The sequence below is a fragment of the Novosphingobium sp. CF614 genome, from assembly GCF_900113255.1.
Classification (GTDB): Bacteria; Pseudomonadota; Alphaproteobacteria; order Sphingomonadales; family Sphingomonadaceae; genus Novosphingobium.
The window spans coordinates 127769-145291 of record NZ_FOOR01000006.1; the positions used below are offsets into that span (position 1 = coordinate 127769).

At 66.2% G+C, this 17523-nt stretch carries 19 protein-coding genes; 13 read left to right on the forward strand and 6 right to left on the reverse strand.

Annotated elements, in window-relative coordinates:
* Positions 1-174 precede the first annotated feature (174 nt).
* Positions 175-3141 (reverse strand): valine--tRNA ligase, encoded by a 2967-nt coding sequence (locus BM052_RS09235; protein WP_091145847.1) that lies wholly within the window; start codon positions 3139-3141, stop codon positions 175-177.
* A gap of 153 nt (positions 3142-3294) precedes the next feature.
* Here BM052_RS09235 and BM052_RS09240 point away from each other — a divergent pair, with 153 nt between their 5' ends.
* The 5 genes from BM052_RS09240 to BM052_RS09260 all read left to right on the forward strand — a co-directional run bounded on the left by BM052_RS09240 (position 3295) and on the right by BM052_RS09260 (position 7723).
* The gene (locus BM052_RS09240) at positions 3295-4410 is read left to right on the forward strand and encodes an ABC transporter permease (protein WP_091145850.1); all 1116 of its coding nucleotides are present in this window, start codon (positions 3295-3297) and stop codon (positions 4408-4410) included.
* Positions 4407-5294: an ABC transporter ATP-binding protein gene (locus tag BM052_RS09245; RefSeq protein ID WP_091145852.1), complete on the forward strand. Its 888-nt coding sequence runs from the start codon at positions 4407-4409 to the stop codon at positions 5292-5294. The genes BM052_RS09240 and BM052_RS09245 overlap by 4 nt, the downstream gene beginning before the upstream one ends.
* An 8-nt stretch (positions 5295-5302) precedes the next feature.
* Positions 5303-6241: an MlaD family protein gene (locus tag BM052_RS09250; RefSeq protein ID WP_091145854.1), complete on the forward strand. Its 939-nt coding sequence runs from the start codon at positions 5303-5305 to the stop codon at positions 6239-6241.
* Positions 6242-6264: 23 nt separating this feature from the next.
* On the forward strand, positions 6265-6879 hold the full coding sequence (locus BM052_RS09255) for an ABC-type transport auxiliary lipoprotein family protein (protein WP_255406049.1): 615 nt from the start codon (positions 6265-6267) through the stop codon (positions 6877-6879).
* A 286-nt stretch (positions 6880-7165) separates the two neighbouring features.
* On the forward strand, positions 7166-7723 hold the full coding sequence (locus BM052_RS09260) for an outer membrane protein (protein ID WP_091145858.1): 558 nt from the start codon (positions 7166-7168) through the stop codon (positions 7721-7723).
* A 134-nt stretch (positions 7724-7857) separates the two neighbouring features.
* Here BM052_RS09260 and BM052_RS09265 read toward each other — a convergent pair whose 3' ends face one another.
* Genes BM052_RS09265 through crcB form a run of 5 tightly spaced genes read right to left on the reverse strand, consistent with a single transcriptional unit; the run spans position 7858 to position 11051 of the window.
* A complete protein-coding gene (locus BM052_RS09265) occupies positions 7858-8556 on the reverse strand; it encodes an ATP12 family chaperone protein (protein ID WP_091145860.1) in 699 nt (232 codons plus the stop codon).
* A complete protein-coding gene (locus BM052_RS09270; protein ID WP_091145863.1) occupies positions 8553-8768 on the reverse strand; it encodes a hypothetical protein in 216 nt (71 codons plus the stop codon). Before BM052_RS09270 ends, BM052_RS09265 begins: the two co-directional genes overlap by 4 nt.
* A complete protein-coding gene (locus BM052_RS09275; protein WP_091145865.1) occupies positions 8765-9415 on the reverse strand; it encodes an HAD-IA family hydrolase in 651 nt (216 codons plus the stop codon). Before BM052_RS09275 ends, BM052_RS09270 begins: the two co-directional genes overlap by 4 nt.
* Entirely contained in the window at positions 9412-10647 is a 1236-nt protein-coding gene (locus BM052_RS09280; RefSeq protein ID WP_091145868.1) for an RluA family pseudouridine synthase, read from the reverse strand. The genes BM052_RS09275 and BM052_RS09280 overlap by 4 nt, the downstream gene beginning before the upstream one ends.
* Positions 10644-11051: a fluoride efflux transporter CrcB gene (gene crcB, locus BM052_RS09285; RefSeq protein WP_091145870.1), complete on the reverse strand. Its 408-nt coding sequence runs from the start codon at positions 11049-11051 to the stop codon at positions 10644-10646. Before crcB ends, BM052_RS09280 begins: the two co-directional genes overlap by 4 nt.
* Positions 11052-11204: 153 nt before the next feature.
* Between crcB and BM052_RS09290 the strand changes: the two genes are divergently transcribed.
* The 8 genes from BM052_RS09290 (at position 11205) to gatB (ending at position 17473) form a co-directional block, all read left to right on the forward strand.
* Entirely contained in the window at positions 11205-11840 is a 636-nt protein-coding gene (locus BM052_RS09290) for a hypothetical protein (protein ID WP_091145871.1), read from the forward strand.
* 357 nt (positions 11841-12197) lie between these two features.
* Positions 12198-12404 (forward strand): 30S ribosomal protein S21, encoded by a 207-nt coding sequence (gene rpsU / locus BM052_RS09300; RefSeq protein WP_091145878.1) that lies wholly within the window; start codon positions 12198-12200, stop codon positions 12402-12404.
* Between the two features lie 164 nt (positions 12405-12568).
* Entirely contained in the window at positions 12569-13108 is a 540-nt protein-coding gene (locus tag BM052_RS09305; protein WP_091145880.1) for an FKBP-type peptidyl-prolyl cis-trans isomerase, read from the forward strand.
* A 109-nt stretch (positions 13109-13217) separates the two neighbouring features.
* A complete protein-coding gene (gene gatC, locus BM052_RS09310) occupies positions 13218-13520 on the forward strand; it encodes an Asp-tRNA(Asn)/Glu-tRNA(Gln) amidotransferase subunit GatC (RefSeq protein ID WP_091145882.1) in 303 nt (100 codons plus the stop codon).
* Positions 13521-13646: 126 nt separating this feature from the next.
* Positions 13647-15152, forward strand: coding sequence for an Asp-tRNA(Asn)/Glu-tRNA(Gln) amidotransferase subunit GatA (gene gatA / locus BM052_RS09315; RefSeq protein ID WP_091145883.1), 1506 nt, complete (start codon positions 13647-13649; stop codon positions 15150-15152).
* Positions 15153-15255: 103 nt separating this feature from the next.
* Positions 15256-15567: an AbrB/MazE/SpoVT family DNA-binding domain-containing protein gene (locus BM052_RS09320; RefSeq protein WP_091145886.1), complete on the forward strand. Its 312-nt coding sequence runs from the start codon at positions 15256-15258 to the stop codon at positions 15565-15567.
* A complete protein-coding gene (locus tag BM052_RS09325; RefSeq protein ID WP_091145887.1) occupies positions 15564-15968 on the forward strand; it encodes a type II toxin-antitoxin system VapC family toxin in 405 nt (134 codons plus the stop codon). The genes BM052_RS09320 and BM052_RS09325 overlap by 4 nt, the downstream gene beginning before the upstream one ends.
* Before the next feature lie 2 nt (positions 15969-15970).
* The gene (gatB, locus tag BM052_RS09330) at positions 15971-17473 is read left to right on the forward strand and encodes an Asp-tRNA(Asn)/Glu-tRNA(Gln) amidotransferase subunit GatB (RefSeq protein WP_091145890.1); all 1503 of its coding nucleotides are present in this window, start codon (positions 15971-15973) and stop codon (positions 17471-17473) included.
* Positions 17474-17523: the final 50 nt, after the last annotated feature.

Here is a 17523-nt window from a genome sequence, read left to right on the forward strand (position 1 = left end):
TGACTGGTATCGTGGTCATGATTCGACAGTGACAGAGAGCGGGGATGTAGGAAAATTGAAAATTCTTCTCCTGGCCGGGAGGGGACTCTGTTCAAGGCAAACGGCGCGAGAGGACGCGAGTCCCCCCTCCACTATCCGCTGCGCGGCCGGTTCCCCTCCCCATTCCGGGGAGGATTATCCCAGCCGCTTGAGCGCCGCGGCCAGCCGCTCGGCTTCCGCCGCGTGCATGGCATGGTCCGCCCGCGCCTTCTCGACCGCCTCGGGCTTGGCCTTTTCCACGAAAGCCGGGTTCTCGAGCCGCTTGGCGAGGGCGCCGCGTTCCTTTTGCGATGCGGCCAGCGCCTTTTCGAGGCGGGCCTTTTCGGCGGCGATATCGATCACGCCTTCGAGGGGGATGACCAGCGTTGCCGAAGGAATCGAAATTCGAAGTGCGCTGCCTTCGAGCGCCTTGTCGGGATATCGTATGTTGATGCGGCCTACGCGGTCAAAATAGTGGCCGCCATTTGCCAAGTACTTGCCCACGATCGGAGCCGATTCCTCGACATAGCCGACCAGGCGCTGGCCCGGTGCGATACCCACTTCGTTCTTCGTTGCCCGCAAGTTCGAGATCGCCTCGATGATCCACTGCATTTCGTCGCGCGCGTCGGCATCGATCCGATGAACTCCGGCGTTCAGCGTGACGTTGTTCACCGGCTGCGGCCACTTGGCCACGATCAGCTCGTAAGGCCGCTCGCCCAGCTTGCTCCACAGCTCTTCGGTGACGAACGGCATGAACGGATGGAGCATGACCAGGATCTGGTCGAGCACCCAGCCGGCGACGGCGCGCGTTTCATCCTCCCCGGCACGGGGAGGGGGACCGCCCGCAGGGTGGTGGAGGGGATTGGCGTCCTCACCCGCGGCCGTGTCGGGGCGCGAATCCCCTCCGTCAGCGCTTCGCGCTGCCACCTCCCCGTCCCGGGGAGGATTGAGCACCGGCTTAATCAGTTCCAGATACCAGTCGCAGAACTGATCCCACACGAAATGGTAGATCGCGTTGGCGGCCGCGTCGAAGCGCAGTTCGGCCAGGGCCTTGTCGAGCGCCGCGACGGTTTCCACCACTTCGCCGATGATCCACTTGTTGACCGCCAGCCTTGCTTCCGGCGCGGCAATCGAGGTGCTGGCGCCGATGCCGTTGGACTGGCAGAAACGCGCCGCGTTCCACAGCTTGGTGGCGAAGTTGCGGTAACCCTCGACGCGCTTCTCGTCCATCTTCACGTCGCGGCCCTGGCTTTCCATGGCGGCCATGAAGAAGCGCAGCGCGTCGGCGCCGTACTTGTCGATCATCCCGAGGGGGTCGACGACGTTGCCCTTGGACTTGGACATCTTCTGCCCGTCCGCCGCGCGCACCAGCCCGTGCAGGTAGAGCCGCTTCCACGGCACCTGCTTCATGAAGTGCAGGCCCTGCATCGCCATCCGCGCGTCCCAGTAGAACAGGATGTCGAAGCCCGAGATGAGCAGGTCGTTGGGGTAATGGCGCGAAAGCAAATCCTCCCCGACACGGGGAGGATTTTCGCTTTCCGGCCAGCCCAGGGTGGCGAAGGGCCAGAGGGCGGAGGAGAACCAGGTGTCCAGCACGTCCGGGTCGCGGGTGATCGAGGGCAGGGGATCGGTCGCCACCGCGTCGTAGCTGGGGTGGACGGGCACCATGCCGCCTTCGGGCAGGTAGGCGGCATAGTGCTCACTGGCCAGCGCGATCGCGGCTTCCTCGCTCTCGGCGACGAAGATCTCGCGCTCGTCCGGGGCGTAGAAGTAGGTTTCGAGCCGGGGGTCCTTCTGGTGGCCGCCGTAGGGGATGATCTTCGGGCCGTACCAGGCCGGAATCCGGTGCCCCCACCAGAGCTGGCGGGAAACGCACCAGGGCTGGATGTTCTCCATCCAGTTGAAGAAGGTCTTCTCCCAGGCCTTCGGCACGATCTCGATGGCGCCCGCGCGCACCGCCTCGATCGGGGCCCTGGCCAGCGCCTTGGCATCGACATACCATTGGTCGGTCAGCCAGGGTTCGATCACCACGCCGCCGCGGTCGCCATAGGGCGTGGGGATGACGCGTTCCTCGACTTTCTCCAGCAGGCCGTCATTGTCCATCAGCTCGACCACGCGCGCGCGTGCCTCGTAGCGGTCCAGCCCGATCAGCTCGGCCGGGATCAGCCGGTCCGCCGTCTGGCACACGCGCGCCTCGGCATCGAGCATGTTGAGCATCTGCGCCGGCTTGAACCCGGCGCGCTTGCCCACCTCGAAATCGTTGAAGTCATGCCCAGGCGTGATCTTCACCGCGCCCGAGCCGAGTTCCGGATCGGCGTGCTCGTCGGCGACGATGGGGATCTCGCGCCCGGTGATCGGCAGCGTCACGGTGGCGCCGCGCTCGATCAGCGGCTTGTAGCGCGCGTCCGCCGGATTCACCGCCACCGCCATGTCGGCCAGCATCGTCTCGGGCCGGGTGGTGGCGACCGAGATGTGGCCCGAACCGTCGCTGAGCGGGTACTTGAAGTGCCAGAACGATCCGCTGACCTCGCGCGTTTCCACTTCGACATCGCTGATCGCGGTCTTGAGCCTGGGGTCCCAGTTCACCAGCCGCTTGTCGCGGTAGATCAGGCCCTCCCGGTGGAGGTCGACGAAGACCTTCACCACTGCCCTGGTGAAGTGCGGGTCCATGGTGAACTGCTCGCGACTCCAGTCCATCGAGCAGCCCAGGCGGCGCAGCTGGCGGGTGATCGCCCCGCCGCTCTCCGCCTTCCATTCCCACACTTTCTTCACGAATTCGTCGCGCGTGTAATTGGTGCGCTTGTCCTGCCGCTCCTCCAGCTGGCGTTCGACCACCATCTGCGTGGCGATGCCGGCGTGGTCGGTGCCCACCACCCACAGCGCGTCCTTGCCGCGCAGGCGCTCGTAGCGGATCACCACGTCCTGCAAGGTGTTGTCGAGCGCGTGGCCGACATGCAGCGAACCGGTCACGTTCGGCGGCGGGTTGACGATGGTGAAGGGCTGCGCGTCCGGCCGATCCGGGCGGAACAGGCCGCCGGTTTCCCAGTGGGCGTACCACTTCGCCTCGATCCGGGCGGGGTCGAAAGTCTTGTCGAGGGCGGCTTCAGGCGTGTTGTCGGTCATGGCGCGGGCGCTTTGCCAGTGCCCGGGTTCGCGCGCAAGGCGGGACTGCCACGGTTTTGCCGCAAGGACCTGCCATGGCAGGGACGTCACACAATTCGTCGCATCGGCGGAACCCCTTGCCGGTCCACGGATTTTCCCTCAATACGAGCGCAAATGCGGGAATGGGCTGAATTCACCTTGTCGGAAAGCGACGATGGCGGCGTCCCCAGACTGGCGCTCAAAGGCCATCTGCGCGTGTATTCGCTCGGCGATCTCGATGTCCGACTGGCCGCGCTCGACGGCAATTTCGCGTGCATCGACATCTCGGGCGTCACCGATATCGACACCACCGGCGCCTGGCTCGTCGCCCACTACGCGCGCGAACATGGCCTTTCGATCGTGGGCCAGAGCGAACAGGCGCACCGTCTGTTCGGCGCGATCGGCGACATGGCCGCGCACGAGGCGGAGCCCGAGCCGGCCCCGCCATTGCTGCTGCGCACCCTGGCGGAGTTCGGCGACCTGGTGACCGGCTGGGGGCGCGGCTTCTTGAAGTCGGTCGCGTTCCTGGGCGAACTGGTCGTCGGCTTCGGCACGATCGCGCGGCATCCCTCGCGCCTCAGGGGCACCGCGCTGGTCCACCACATGCAGTACGTGGGGGTCAACTCGCTGTGGATCATCGGCCTGATGAGCTTCCTGATCGGCATCGTCATCGCCCAGCAGGGCGCGGTGCAGCTTCAGCAGTTCGGGGCGGAGATCTACACGATCAACCTCACCGGCCGCCTCGCCATGCGCGAGCTGGGCATCCTGATGACCTCGATCATGGTCGCCGGCCGTTCCGGCTCCGCCTTCGCGGCGCAGATCGGCACGATGAAGCTGACCGAGGAGGTCGACGCCATGCGCACGATCGGCGTCTCGCCGATGGAGGCGCTGGTGGTGCCGCGCGTGCTGGCCTCGATGGTGATGATGCCGCTGCTGGGTTTCTATTCGGCGGTGCTGGCAATCATCGGCGGCGCCTTCATCTCCACCATCGCGCTCGACATCCCGTTCTGGACCTTCCTCCAGCGCACACAGGAAGTGGTGCCGCTCACCGACGTGTGGGTCGGCCTGGTCAAGGCCCCGGTCTTCGCGCTGATCGTGGCGCTGGCCGGCTGCTACCAGGGCATGCAGGTGTCCGGAAGCGCCGAGGAAGTGGGCAAGCGCACCACCCAGGCGGTGGTCACGGCGATCTTCACGGTGATCGTGCTCGATGCCTTCTTCGCGATCTTCTTCACGGAGATCGGCTGGAAATGACCGATCTTTCCGACGATTATCACGGCGAATATCCGATCGTGGTCGAAGGGCTGCGCACGGCCTTCGGCGAGCACGTGATCCATGACGATCTCTCGCTGAAAGTCCGCAAGGGGGAAATCCTGGGCGTGGTCGGCGGCTCGGGCACCGGCAAGTCGGTGCTGATGCGCGCGATCATTGGCCTGCAGCACCCGGCCGCGGGGCGGATCTGCGTGCTGGGCCACCATATCGGCGAGGCGGAAGAGGATGACGGCGTGGACTTGCGCTCGCGCTGGGGCGTGCTGTTCCAGGGCGGCGCGCTGTTTTCCACGCTGACCGTGGGCGAGAATGTCGAAGTGCCGCTCAGGCAGTTCTATCCCGAACTTTCCGACGGCCTGCGCGGGGAAATCGCCCGCTTCAAGGTGCGCCTCTCGGGCCTGCCGGAGGAAGCCGCGTTCAAGTATCCCAGCGAGCTGTCGGGCGGCATGAGGAAGCGCGCCGGGCTGGCGCGCGCGCTGGCGCTCGATCCGGAGCTGCTGTTCCTCGACGAGCCGACCGCCGGCCTCGATCCGATCTCGGCCGCCGCCTTCGATGCCTTGACCCGCGAGCTCAAGGAGACGCTGGGGCTGACGGTGTTCCTGATTACCCATGATCTCGACACGCTCCACGCGATCTGCGACCGGGTGGCCGTGCTGGCGGACGGGCACGTGATCGCGGTGGGCACGATCCCGGAACTGCTCGCGCTCGACCATCCGTGGATTCAGCAATACTTCAACGGTCCGCGCGGCCGGGCGGCGCTGGTGGCCAAGGGCGATCCGCGCGTGATGGTGGACCGGCCCATCCGGCGGACCGCCGAGGAACCAACGCAGCCGGCCGGTGTGGACAGCGCCGGCAACACGGGGGCATAGCTTACGGCATGGAAACACGGGCCAATCACGTCTGGGTAGGAGCCGTCACGCTGGTGCTGCTGGCGGCGCTGGCGGCGTTCGTCATCTGGATCGCGCGGCTGGGCGAGGGCGCCCAGAGCGAGTACGACATCTTCTTCAAGCAATCGGTGGACGGCCTCGCGAAGGGATCGGAAGTGTCCTATGCGGGCGTGCCGGTGGGCCAGATCTCGCAGATCGAGCTGTGGCCGCGGGACCCCAGCTTCGTGCGCGTGCGCGTCAAGGTGGACAAGAAGGTGCCGATCACGGTGGGCACCGCGGCGACCATCCAGGGCAGTTTCACCGGCGTTTCCGACATCCAGCTCGACGGCGCGAAGAAAGGGGCGCCGCTGATCGTGGAGCCGGGGCCGGAAGGCGTGCCGGTCATCCCCACCAAGCCCGGCGCCTTCAGCGAAGTTCTGGCGAACGCGCCGCTGCTGATGGAGCGGCTCGCGACCCTGACGGAGAGCCTGAACCTGCTGCTGTCCGAGGAGAACCGCCGCTCGATCACGGGAATCCTGCGCAATACCGACAAGATGACGCGCGACCTTTCCGCCGCGACGCCGGAAATGCGCAAGACCCTGCTGGAACTGCAGGGCACGCTCGACCAGGCGACCCTGACGCTGGCCGAGTTCCAGGGCGTTGCCGCCAAGGCGAACGATCTGCTGGGCAGCGAAGGCAATTCGCTGGCGGCGCAGCTGCGCCAGACGCTGGCATCAGCGCAGAAATCGATGGACCAGCTCGACAAGACGATGCAGCACGCGCAGCCGGCGCTGGACCGTGTCTCCGGGCAGACGCTGCCCGCCGCCGAGGCCGCGATTCGCGATTTGCGCGCGACCAGCAAGGCGCTGCGCAACGTTACCGAGAAGATCGACGAACAGGGCGCCGGAGCCCTGCTGAAGGGCCAGAGATTGCCGGACTACAAGCCATGATTGGGGCCACTATGGGAAAAACGATGAGGTCCTTTCGCAATGCGGGTATTCGCAGCGGCCTGCTGGCGGTGGCGGCGTGCCTTGCCCTTGCGGGGTGCGTCAGCATTGGCGGGAAGGCACCGGAAGAGCTCTTCCGCCTGACACCCGAGGAAACCGCTCCGGCCGGTGCGACGGCGAGCGGGCAACTGGGCGATGCGCTCGTGGTGCTCGATCCCGAGGCCGATCGCAGCCTGGACGTGCTGCGCGTGCCGGTGCGCGTCGATGCCGCGCGGCTGGCCTATCTCAAGGATGCCGCCTGGGTCGAAAAGCCCGCGCGCCAGTTCCGCTCGCTGCTGGCCGAGACCATCCGGGCCCGGACCGGCAAGCTGGTGGTGGAAGGCGGCGACTTCGAAGTCACCGGCAAGACGCAGGTTGGAGGACGCCTGTTGCAGATGGGCTATGACGTGCAGAAGAGCGCGGTGGTCGTGCGTTTCGACGCGATGCGCGGCAGCCGGGCGGGCGACGCCGAAATCTCCACGAAGCGTTTCGAGGCGATCGTGAACGGCGTCGAGCCCAAGGCCAATGCGGTCGGCCCCGCGCTCAACCAGGCGGCCAACGATGTCGCGCGGCAAGTGGCCGATTGGGTGAAGGGCGATTGACCGGATGAACGCCGCACATGGGAACCGGGGCGGCGATAGTAAAGGGAGAAATACTAAAATATTTCCCGATATGTCCGCTCGAACGTACTGACATCGATTGAAACGGCGCAAACCCAATACACTCGAAGTCAGGTGCGCTCAGTCGCTGTTGTAGCAATGCAACAATGGCGCTTTTGTTTCATTTTTCTTCTACCTATCGGTTTGACTGAACACTCCTCGCTTGTATGGGGCCATTCCCCGCCGCCGGAAACGGCGCGGTAGAGACAAAGAACATGCAGGAGTTATCATGAAGAAGTTCATCGTCGCCGGCACCGCCGCCGCGCTGTTCGCCATCCCCGCCGCCGCCAATGCCCAGGCTTACGTCCAGGTTGAGACGGGCCTCGATTCCATCTCCGTCGACGGTGAATCGGATGAAGGCGTCGCCTACGGCGTTTCGGCCGGTTACGACCTGCCGATCTCGGGCGGCATGTTCGTCGGCATCCAGGGCACCGCTGCGGACAGCACCGTCAAGGAATGCGCGAGCGACGTCGAGGTCGAGGGTGATCGCCTCTGCGCGAAGACCGGCCGCGACCTGTCCGCCGTCGTCCGCCTCGGCACCTCGGTCGGCGCCAAGAGCAAGCTCTACGTGCTCGCCGGCTACACCAATGCCCGCCTTCGCGTGACCTATGACGATGGCGAGACGTTCAGTGCCGCCTCCGCCAACGCCGACGGCGTGCGCCTGGGCGCGGGTTTCCAGTACGACCTCAGCGACAGCCTGTTCGTGAAGGCCGAGTACCGTTACTCGAACTACGAAGCCGATTTCAGCCGTAACGACGGCATCATCGCGCTCGGCATGAAGTTCTGATCTCAAGAAGGACGGGCGGGGGGCTTTGCCTTCCCGCCCTGCCAGGAAGCCCGCCCCGGTTCCGCCGGGGCGGGCTTTTGGCGTCATGAGCACGGCGCCGTGCCGCCCGAAACCCTTGCGGCCGGAGACCAGCTTCATGCCGGCCGGGAAAGCTCCGCCAGCCGCATCGCCAGCCGGAAAGCCTCGAAACGCGCGGCGCGGTTCTCGGCCGCCTGCCAGTCCTCTCCCCACAGCTCGACCTGCCAGTCGGCTTCCAGCTCGGCGGCGCGCCACAGGATTTCCGCGTCGGCGCCGGGACGGATCGCCTCGATCGCGATGGTCAGCGAAGCGGCAAGGCTGGCGAGCATCCTGAGCGCCGCCAGGGCGAAGGGGCTTTCGCGCTCCAGTTCCTGTCGCAGCCGCGCCAGCGTCGCTTCGGGCTGCGGCCGATGGACGATCCCCGATACGCGCGCGAACCGGACGCCCAGCCGCGCCTCGATCCCGGCCAGCAGCGGCTCCCAGACCGCGATCTGGCGTTTGTAGAGCGCGTCCTCCGGGTCGGCGCGGTAGCACAGCGTGTCGGTCTCGGCGTAGGGCAGCAGTTCGGCGATCACTTGCGCCCGGGCGGTGGCGACGGCATCGATGGCGAAATCGGCAAGGTCGCGGCAGCGAAACCCGGCTGCGTCGATCTTTTCGCCCTGGCCGGCCCATTCCGCCGCCAGTGCCTCCGCCAGCGCCCATGTCGGCACTATTTGCGCTCGTCCGCCGGCTGTCTTGACGCCGCGCCCGTCCAGCAGGACGCGCCAGCCGCCATCGGCCGGCTCGACCGTTACGTCCTTGTAGAAACGCTTCATTTCGGGCTGCGCCACTTGCGGATGAGGATCGGCGGGATGACGAAGGTATCGACCAGGCCGATGGCGATGAGCACATAGCCAGCCCATTCGGGCAGTTCCGGCAGCAGACGGCGGGCGACGACGAGCATGCCGGCGATCACGCAGGCCGCGCCCATCAGGCGCGTGACCTGGATCGCGGCGAAGCGCGCGGCGGCAGGATCGCGGTCGCTCATCGCAGCAGGTATTCCAGCAGCTCGCCGGGCGTCTCGACGACCGCCTCGGCCCCGGCCGCCGCGAGTTCGCGCGGGTGGTGATAGCCCCAGTCGACGCCCACGGCGCGGGTGCCGGCGCTGACCGCCATCTGCATGTCGTAAGCGGTGTCGCCGATCATCACCGTTTCGCCGGGCAGCGCGCCGGCTTCGGCCAATGCTTCCTCCAGCATCGCCGGGTGCGGCTTGGAAGGGTGGCGATCGGCGGTCTGGAGCGTGACGAAAAGCCCGGTCACGCCGTTGGCGGCCAGGCAATGGGTCAGCCCCCGGTCGGACATGCCGGTGGCGACGCCCAGCGTCCAGCCGGCCCCGTGCAGCGCGCGCAGGGTGTCCTCGATGCCGGGGAACAGCGGCTGGGAAAGGCGGCCCTCGTTCCGCGCGGTGCGGAAGGCCTCCTTATAGGCTTCGGCGACGGCGTGCTGCTGTTGCTCGTCGCTGTCGGGCAGGAGCTGGTGAATCGCCTGGGGCAGCGACAGGCCGACGGCGCGGCGGATCGTCCCGCGCGGCGGGGCACGGAGCGCGAAAGCCGCGAAGGCGGCCTCCATCGCTTCGCAGATCGAAGCCTGGCCGTCGATCAGCGTGCCGTCGCAATCGAACACCGCGAGTTTCATCGCCGGCCCTTCGGGGGCGGTCCGCCGGGCTTGCGAGCGGCGCCGGGACGCGAGGCACCGGGACGCGAGGCACCGGGACGGCCCGTGCCAGGGCGGGCGGCGCCGGGGCGAGCGACGCCGGGGCGGGCGGCGCGGGCGGGTTTCGGCGCGGAGGGCTCGTCGCCGCGCTTGCGCCGCTCGCCCCGGCGTTCCTTGCGGTATTGCTTGGCGTGGGCCTTGGCGGCTTTCTTGCGTTCTTCCTTGCCGGCTTCCGGCGGTGCATCGGGCAGCTGCGCGCCGTCCGCCTCGTCGAAGCCGAGCGAGACCATCGAATTGGCGAAGTGCTCGGGCAGGGGGGCGGTGACGTCGAGCGGAGTGCCGTCCGGATGATCGATGATGAGGCGCCGCGCGTGCAAGTGCATCTTGCGGCTGATCGTGCCCGTCAGGAACGCGTCCTGGCCGCCGTACTTGCCGTCCCCGACGATCGGATGGCCGATCGCCGCCATATGGACGCGAAGCTGGTGGGTGCGGCCTGTAAGCGGATGCAGTTCCACCCAGGCGGCGCGGTTGCCCGCGCGGTCGAGCACGCGATAGCGGGTCCGGGCGCTCTGGCCCTCCTTCTCGTCGACATGCATCTTCTCGCCGCCGGTGCCCGGCTGCTTGGCGAGCGGCAGTTCGATCATGCCGTCATCGATGGAAGGCACGCCGACCACCAGCGCCCAGTAGATCTTCCTGGCCGAACGCCCGGAAAAGCGCTTGGAGAAGAACGCGGCGCTGCCGGGCGTGCGGGCGATCAGCAGCACGCCCGAAGTGTCCTTGTCGAGCCGGTGGACCAGCCGGGGCCTGGGCCCACTGGGGGCATAGGCATCGAGCAGGCCGTCGACGTGCTCCTTCATGCCGCTGCCGCCCTGCGTGGCGAGGCCCGGCGGCTTGTTGAGCACGATCGCCGCGCGGTCCTGCGTCAGCACCATCGCATCGGCGCGTTCCAGTTCGTCCTCGGTCAGCGCGCGCCGGGGGGCGGCGGCCTTGCCGCCCGGTTTCGCCTCTCCGCCCGGGGGGACGCGCAGCACTTGTCCGGCCGCCAGCCGGGTGTCGACATCGGCGCGCTTGCCATCGACGCGCAGTTGCCCGGTCCGGGCCCAGCGCGAAACCATCGCGAAGCCGACTTGCGGCAGGTGGCGCTTGAACCAGCGGTCCAGCCGCACCCCGTCGTCGTCGCTGCCGACGGTGAACTGACGTACCGCCGCGCTCATGCCACGCTCCGCATCATCAGGAGCCCCAGGAACAGGCTGGTGACGCCGGCGATCACCGAAATACCGGTGTAGAAGGCGGCAAGGCCCAGCTGTCCGCGCTGCGCCAGCACCACGATGTCCAGGCTGAACGAGGAGAACGTGGTGAAACCGCCCAGCACGCCGATTCCCAGCAGCAGCCGCGTCCCCTCGCCGTGGCTGCCGAAGCGGGCCAGCCATCCCACCAGCAGGCCCATGGACAGGCTCCCGACGACGTTCACGGTCAGCGTGCCGTAGGGAAATTCGCCGGCCCGCACCGGGCCAAGCGCGGCGGTCCAGGCACGGCCGACCAGAAAGCGCAGCCAGGAGCCGAAGCCGCCGCCCAGCACCACATAGAGCGAAGCGGCAAGAAAAGTTGGTTGAGGCATCCGGCCGCCTTAGCGGCGAACGCGCGGTTTTCCAAATCTCCACCAGATTCGGCCGGCATACGGTGCTTTGCGTAGACCGGGTTGACGCGATATCAGCCATGTTCGGTTACCCACGGCCACGGTGCGACGCCAACTCCCGATGGAGACCGAAGAATGCAAGTCATGTCTTCGGCGGGCGCGCCGCGTCCGCCATTCAATCCCCGCACCGATATGGACAACAAGATCTCGTCGGCCGTCGAGGCTGGCTCGATCAGCGAAACGGACGCCGCGGCGCTCGAAAGCGCGCTCGATTCGATCGACAGCACTCTCGGATCGAGTTCCACCGGCTCGGCCGACCGGCTCGATCCCTCGCAGATGAAGGCCCGGATCGATTCGCTGATCTCCGATCAGGTCGACGCCGGAACCCTCACCGAAGAGCAGGCGGCACAGTTGCAGGACCTGTTCGCGCAAGGGCCCTCGCAGGCGGGTGGTCCGCCGCCGGAAATGGCCGCCTCCACGGAAGGGAGCACGGTTGCCGGCGTCGAGGGCACGGCCGGCCTGCAAGGCATGGGCGGCCCCGGCGGACCGCAAGGCCCCGGAGGACCGCCGCCACCCCCGCCGCCATCGGGCGATGAATCGAATACCTCAGCCAGCGACGATACCGATACTTCGGCCGATGCCTTGCTGTCCTCGATCCAGGCCTTTGTGGAGAACTTGCGCGCCGGCCTTGCCGCCAATGCGACTTACACCACCTCGACAAGCGGCACCGCCCGCTCGACCAGCGGCCTGATCGTGGATCAACTGGCCTGAGGCGGGGACCGCGATGCCGGAGCACCGCGCCGGCGTTCGGAATTGGGGTTCTTCGCGCCATTCAATGGACAAAGCCGCGCGGGTGCGGATTTCTCCTGCGCGGAACAAGTATCCAGGCGCGAGGTTTCAGCGTAAGCATCGGGTGAGTTCGGAGCGCAAGTTCACTGGCGAGAAGTTCACTGGCGAGGTGGCTTGCCTTTTTGTTCTCCCGATGCTAGCGGCCCCCAACTTCGAGCCGATCCCGATGGGGATTCGGCGCCCTTTCGTATTTCATGCGAAGGTTTCGTGTTTCTTGTGAGGTGTTCCCCGCGTCGGAATGCGGGGCTCGCGCCTTCGAATTGTGAGGTAAGTCGGTTTATGCAGATTCTCGTTCGCGACAACAATGTCGACCAGGCTCTTCGTGCGCTCAAGAAGAAGCTGCAGCGCGAAGGTGTCTACCGCGAGATGAAGCTGCGCCGTCACTACGAAAAGCCTTCCGAGAAGCGCGCCCGCGAAAAGGCCGCGGCCGTGCGCCGCGCCCGCAAGCTTGAGCGCAAGCGCCTGGAGCGCGACGGCGCCAAGTAGGCTGGTTCTCCGCGCTCCCGCGCGGAAGACAGGAGCGGAAGACGGGCCAGCAGCGGGTTCCACTTGAACGCGGGCCCCGCTTCAGCCATGAGGGCGCGGAAATTCCATCCGCGCCCTTCGTGTATCCGCAAGGCGCGAAATTCCGACTACGAGGCCGATAGACGATGACAGAGATCACCCGCGTCCCGCTGCAACCGATCGCCAAGGGCTCGCTGACCAAGATCTGGCTTGGCGTGGCCGCGATCGCGCTGGCCGCCGGCGGCATCGCCTATGCCGCCATGCCGCCCGCCGTCCATGTCGAGACGCTGACCGCCGGATCGGGCGAGTCGCCGACGATGGAGGACGTGGTCTTGATTAACTACAAGGGCACGCTGCCCAACGGCAAGGTGTTCGACCAGGCCCAGCAGGTGCCGATGGCGCTGGGCGAAGTGGTCCCCGGTTTCTCGAAGGCGCTCGTGAAGATGCAGCGCGGCGGCAAGTACAAGGTCGAGATTCCCTCGCAGCTCGCCTATGGCGACAAGGCGGTTGGCGATATTCCGGCGAATACCGACCTGACCTTCGAGATCGACCTGCTCGACTTCAAGAGTCGCGCCGAGATCGAGCAGCAGCAGCGCATCATGCAGCAGCTGCAACAGATGCAGATGCAGTCCCAGGGCGCGCCGGGGGCGCAAGCCCCGGCCGGAGAGGCGCCGGTCCAGCCCTGATCGCCCGCGCCGGGCCCCGCTGGCGCCCGGCGTCCGCCTTCGGTAGGAAACGCAAAGTCCGTAAAGTGTGGGGGCCGCGCTTCGGCCTCACGATCATTGAGGAACAGCCATGTCGGTCGATACCGCAACCGTGGCCAGGATCGCCAGCCTCGCCCGCATCAAGGTGAGCGAGCAGGAGCTTGAGGCGATGGTGCCCGAACTCAACGGCATTCTCGCCTGGGTCGAACAACTCGGCGAAGTCGATGTTTCCGGCGTCGAGCCGATGACCGCCGTGATCCCCAACACGCTGCGCCTGCGCCAGGACGTGATCGATGCCGACCCGCTTACCGGCGGCGGCATTCGCGACAAAGTGCTGGCCAACGCGCCGGCCGCCGAGCACGGGTTCTTCGGCGTGCCCAAGGTGATCGAATGATCCTTCGACAAGCTCAGGATAAGCGCGGTCGGGCCCCTTTGATCGCGGCGATGACGAAATCAAAACTCTCCCCGCTCGCCCCGGGCCTGTCGAAGGGCATGCGGCACACAATGGCTGGACCACAGCATGACTGACCTTACCGAACTTGGCGTGGCCGCGATCCGCGATGGCGTTGCCGGCGGCGCTTTCACCGCCATCGAAGTGGCCGAGGCGTTCAACGCCAATGTCGCCGCCGCGCAGGACGCGCTCAACGCCTTCATCGTCGCCACTCCCGAGGCCGCGATCGAGGCCGCCCGGGCGATCGACGCGAAACGCGCCAGGGGCGAGCCGCTGGGCAAGATGGGCGGCGTGCCGATCGGCATGAAGGATCTGTTCGCCACGATCGGCGTGCAGACTTCCGCCGCAAGCCATATCCTGGAAGGTTTCAAGCCGCAGTACGAATCGACCGTCTCGCAGAAGCTGTGGGACGCGGGGTGCGGCATGCTCGGCAAGCTCAACCTCGATCAGTTCGCGATGGGTTCCTCGAACGAGACGAGCTATTTCGGCAATGTCGTCTCGCCCTGGCGGCGTAGCGACGGCGGCGCGGAAAATGGGAAGAACTGGGCTCCGCTCGCGCCCGGCGGATCCTCGGGCGGTTCCTCGGCGGCGGTCTCGGCGCGGCTGTGCCCGGCCGCGACCGGCACCGACACCGGCGGCTCGATCCGCCAGCCCGCCGCCTTCACCGGCATCACCGGCATCAAGCCGACATACGGGCGCTGCTCGCGCTGGGGCATCATCGCCTTCGCCAGTTCGCTCGACCAGGCCGGCGCGATGGCGCGCGATACCCGCGACTGCGCGATCATGCTGGAGGCGATGGCCGGGTTCGATCCCAAGGATTCGACCAGCCTGGACTTGCCGGTGCCGGCATGGGAAGCGAACCTTTCGGCCGACATGAAGGGCAAGAAGGTCGGCATCCCGCGCGAATACCGCGTCGACGGCCTCGACGAGGATGTCGCCGGATCGTGGGACGACGGCATCGCCTGGCTGAAGGACGCCGGCGCCGAGATCATCGACATTTCGCTGCCGCACACCCGGTATGCGCTGCCGACCTACTACATCATCGCCCCGGCGGAGGCTTCCTCCAACCTCGCGCGCTATGATGGCGTGCGCTATGGCCTGCGCGACCTGCCCGAGGGCGCGAACCTGCAGGACATGTACGCCGCCACCCGCGCCGCCGGTTTCGGCGCCGAAGTCAAGCGCCGCATCCTGATCGGCACTTACGTGCTCTCGGCGGGGTTCTACGACGCCTATTATACCCAGGCGCAGAAGGTCCGCACGCTCATTAGCCTGGACTTCAGGAACGCTTTCGAGAGTTGCGACGTGATCCTGGCCCCCACCACCCCCAGCGCCGCCTTCGCGCTGGGCGAGAACGTCGACGATCCGCTCAAGATGTACCTCAACGACGTCTTCGCGGTCCCGGCCTCGCTGGCCGGGCTGCCGGCCATGTCGGTTCCGGCCGGCCTCAACCGCGAGGGATTGCCGCTGGGCCTGCAAATCATCGGCCGGGCTTTCGACGAGCAGGGCGTGCTGAACGCCGGGCTCGCGATCGAGCAGCGCGCGGGGTTCGCGGCGCGGCCGGCGAAGTGGTGGTGAGATGGGCTATGCTTGGGACCAGGTCATGCCTGGTTTGGTGTCGCTAAAGTCGAAATGGATGATGATTGACGGTAATACCAAGCGGAGGTAATACCATTTCGTCATGAACGTCCATGTCCCGCCACAGCACTATAGTTCTCGCCTGACCCGGAAATTCCAGGCGACGATTCCGCAGGCGATCCGTGACGCCTTGGGGTTGAAGGCGGGCGATCTGGTGAGTTTTACGCTCGACGCAAATGGTGACGTCCTTCTGGGCCGGGCAACCGACGATGCCCGGCGCACCGAGCGGGCGGAACGTTTGCAGGAGGGCGTGCGCGAAGCGCGGCGCAAGTTTGCCGCCGATAATGCGTTGCCAGAGGGCATGACGAGCGAGCAATGGCTTGAACTGATGCGAGGGCCGCCGGCTGAAGTATGATCGTCGATTCGAATATCGTCATCGAAGTGTTGCATGGTATTGGCGAACGCAGCGAGAAGATTATCCAGAGCTACATTCTTCTGGCGTCGCAAAGATCACCGGCGATCAACCCGGTGATCTTCGCTGAAACCGCGTCAGGATCGCCCAGCCTTGCCGCCTTTGAAGATCGGCTTGCGGAGCTTGGCTTGAAAGTCGAACCGTTCGACAACGGCGATGCCTTTCGAGCCAGCGTGGCCTTTCGCGCCTATCGCCTGAATGGCGGACCACGAACCACAATCCTGCCTGATTTCATGATTGGTGCGCAGGCTGCCAATCGAAGCTGGCCAATTCTTACGAGTGACCGCAAGCGCTTCGAAAGCTATTTTCCCGAAGTCGAGTTGCTCGATCCGCTGGAGTTCTGACATTGACCGAATCCACATATCGCATCCAGGGCGCAACCGGTGACTGGGAGGTCGTGATCGGCCTTGAAGTCCATGCGCAGGTCACTTCGAATTCCAAGCTGTTCTCCGGTTCGGCGACGGCTTTCGGCGCGGAGCCGAATTCGCAGGTCAGCCTGGTCGACGCGGCGATGCCGGGGATGCTGCCGGTGCCGAACCGGGAGTGCATCCGCCAGGCGGTGCGCACGGGCCTTGCGATCAATGCGCAGATCAACAAGTGGTCGCGCTTCGATCGCAAGAACTACTTCTATGCCGACCTGCCGCAGGGCTACCAGATCAGCCAGCTGTACCACCCGCTGGTGGGTGAGGGCTCGATCGAGATCCAGCTTGACGAGAAGGATCCCGAAGGTTCGACCAAGACCATCGGCATCGAGCGTATCCACGTCGAGCAGGATGCGGGCAAGCTGATGCATGACCAGCACCCGACGATGTCCTACGTCGATCTCAACCGTTCGGGCGTGGCGCTGATGGAAATCGTCAGCCGGCCGGACATGCGTTCTCCCGCCGAGGCAGGAGCTTACCTGTCGAAGCTGAGGACCATCCTGCGCTATGTCGGCTCGTGCGACGGCAACATGGACCAGGGCTCGATGCGCGCGGACGTGAACGTCAGCGTCCGCCGCCCGGGCGAGCCGTTCGGCACGCGCACCGAAACCAAGAACGTCAATTCCGTGCGCTTCGTCATGCAGACCATCGAGCACGAGGCAAACCGCCAGGTCGACCTGATCGAGAGTGGTGGCAAGGTGGTGCAGGAAACCCGCCTGTTCGATCCGAACACCGGCTCGACCCGGTCGATGCGGTCCAAGGAAGACGCCCACGACTACCGCTATTTCCCCGATCCGGATCTGCTCCCGCTCGAACTCGACGATGCATTCCTGGAAGAGTGCCGGAACTCGCTGCCCGAATTGCCGGATGCCAAGCGCCATCGCTACGAGCACGACCTGGGCCTTTCGCCCTACAACGCCGGCGTGCTGACGGCGGACGTCGATACCGCGCGCTGGTTCGAGCTGCTGCTGGGCGAATGCGCCAAGGCGCAGGGCAAGCAGCCCGCCGAAGTTGCCAGGCAGGCGGCCAACTGGCTCATTTCCGAGCTGTTCGGCGCGCTCAACAAGCTGGGCAAGTCGCTTGAGGAATCGCCGGTAACTCCCGAAAAAGCAGCGGAACTTTTGGCACTGATCGGCATAGGCACGATTTCGGGCTCGATCGCCAAGCAGGTGCTTGAAATCATGCTTGAAACCGGGAACGGAGCCGCCGTGATCGTCGAGCGCGAGGGGCTCAAGCAGGAGTCCGATTCCGGCGCGATCGAGGCGGCGGTGGACCAGGTACTTGCCGGCAATGCCGACAAGGTCGAACAGTACCGGGGCGGCAAAGTCGCGCTGTTCGGCTTCTTCGTCGGCCAGACGATGAAGGCCATGCAGGGCAAAGCCAACCCGCAGGTGGTCAACGAAATCCTGAAGTCCAAGCTGGGCTGACCGCTGTCGAAGAGGCGTCGTCGCTACCCGTTCCGCGGAGGCGGTCCGGG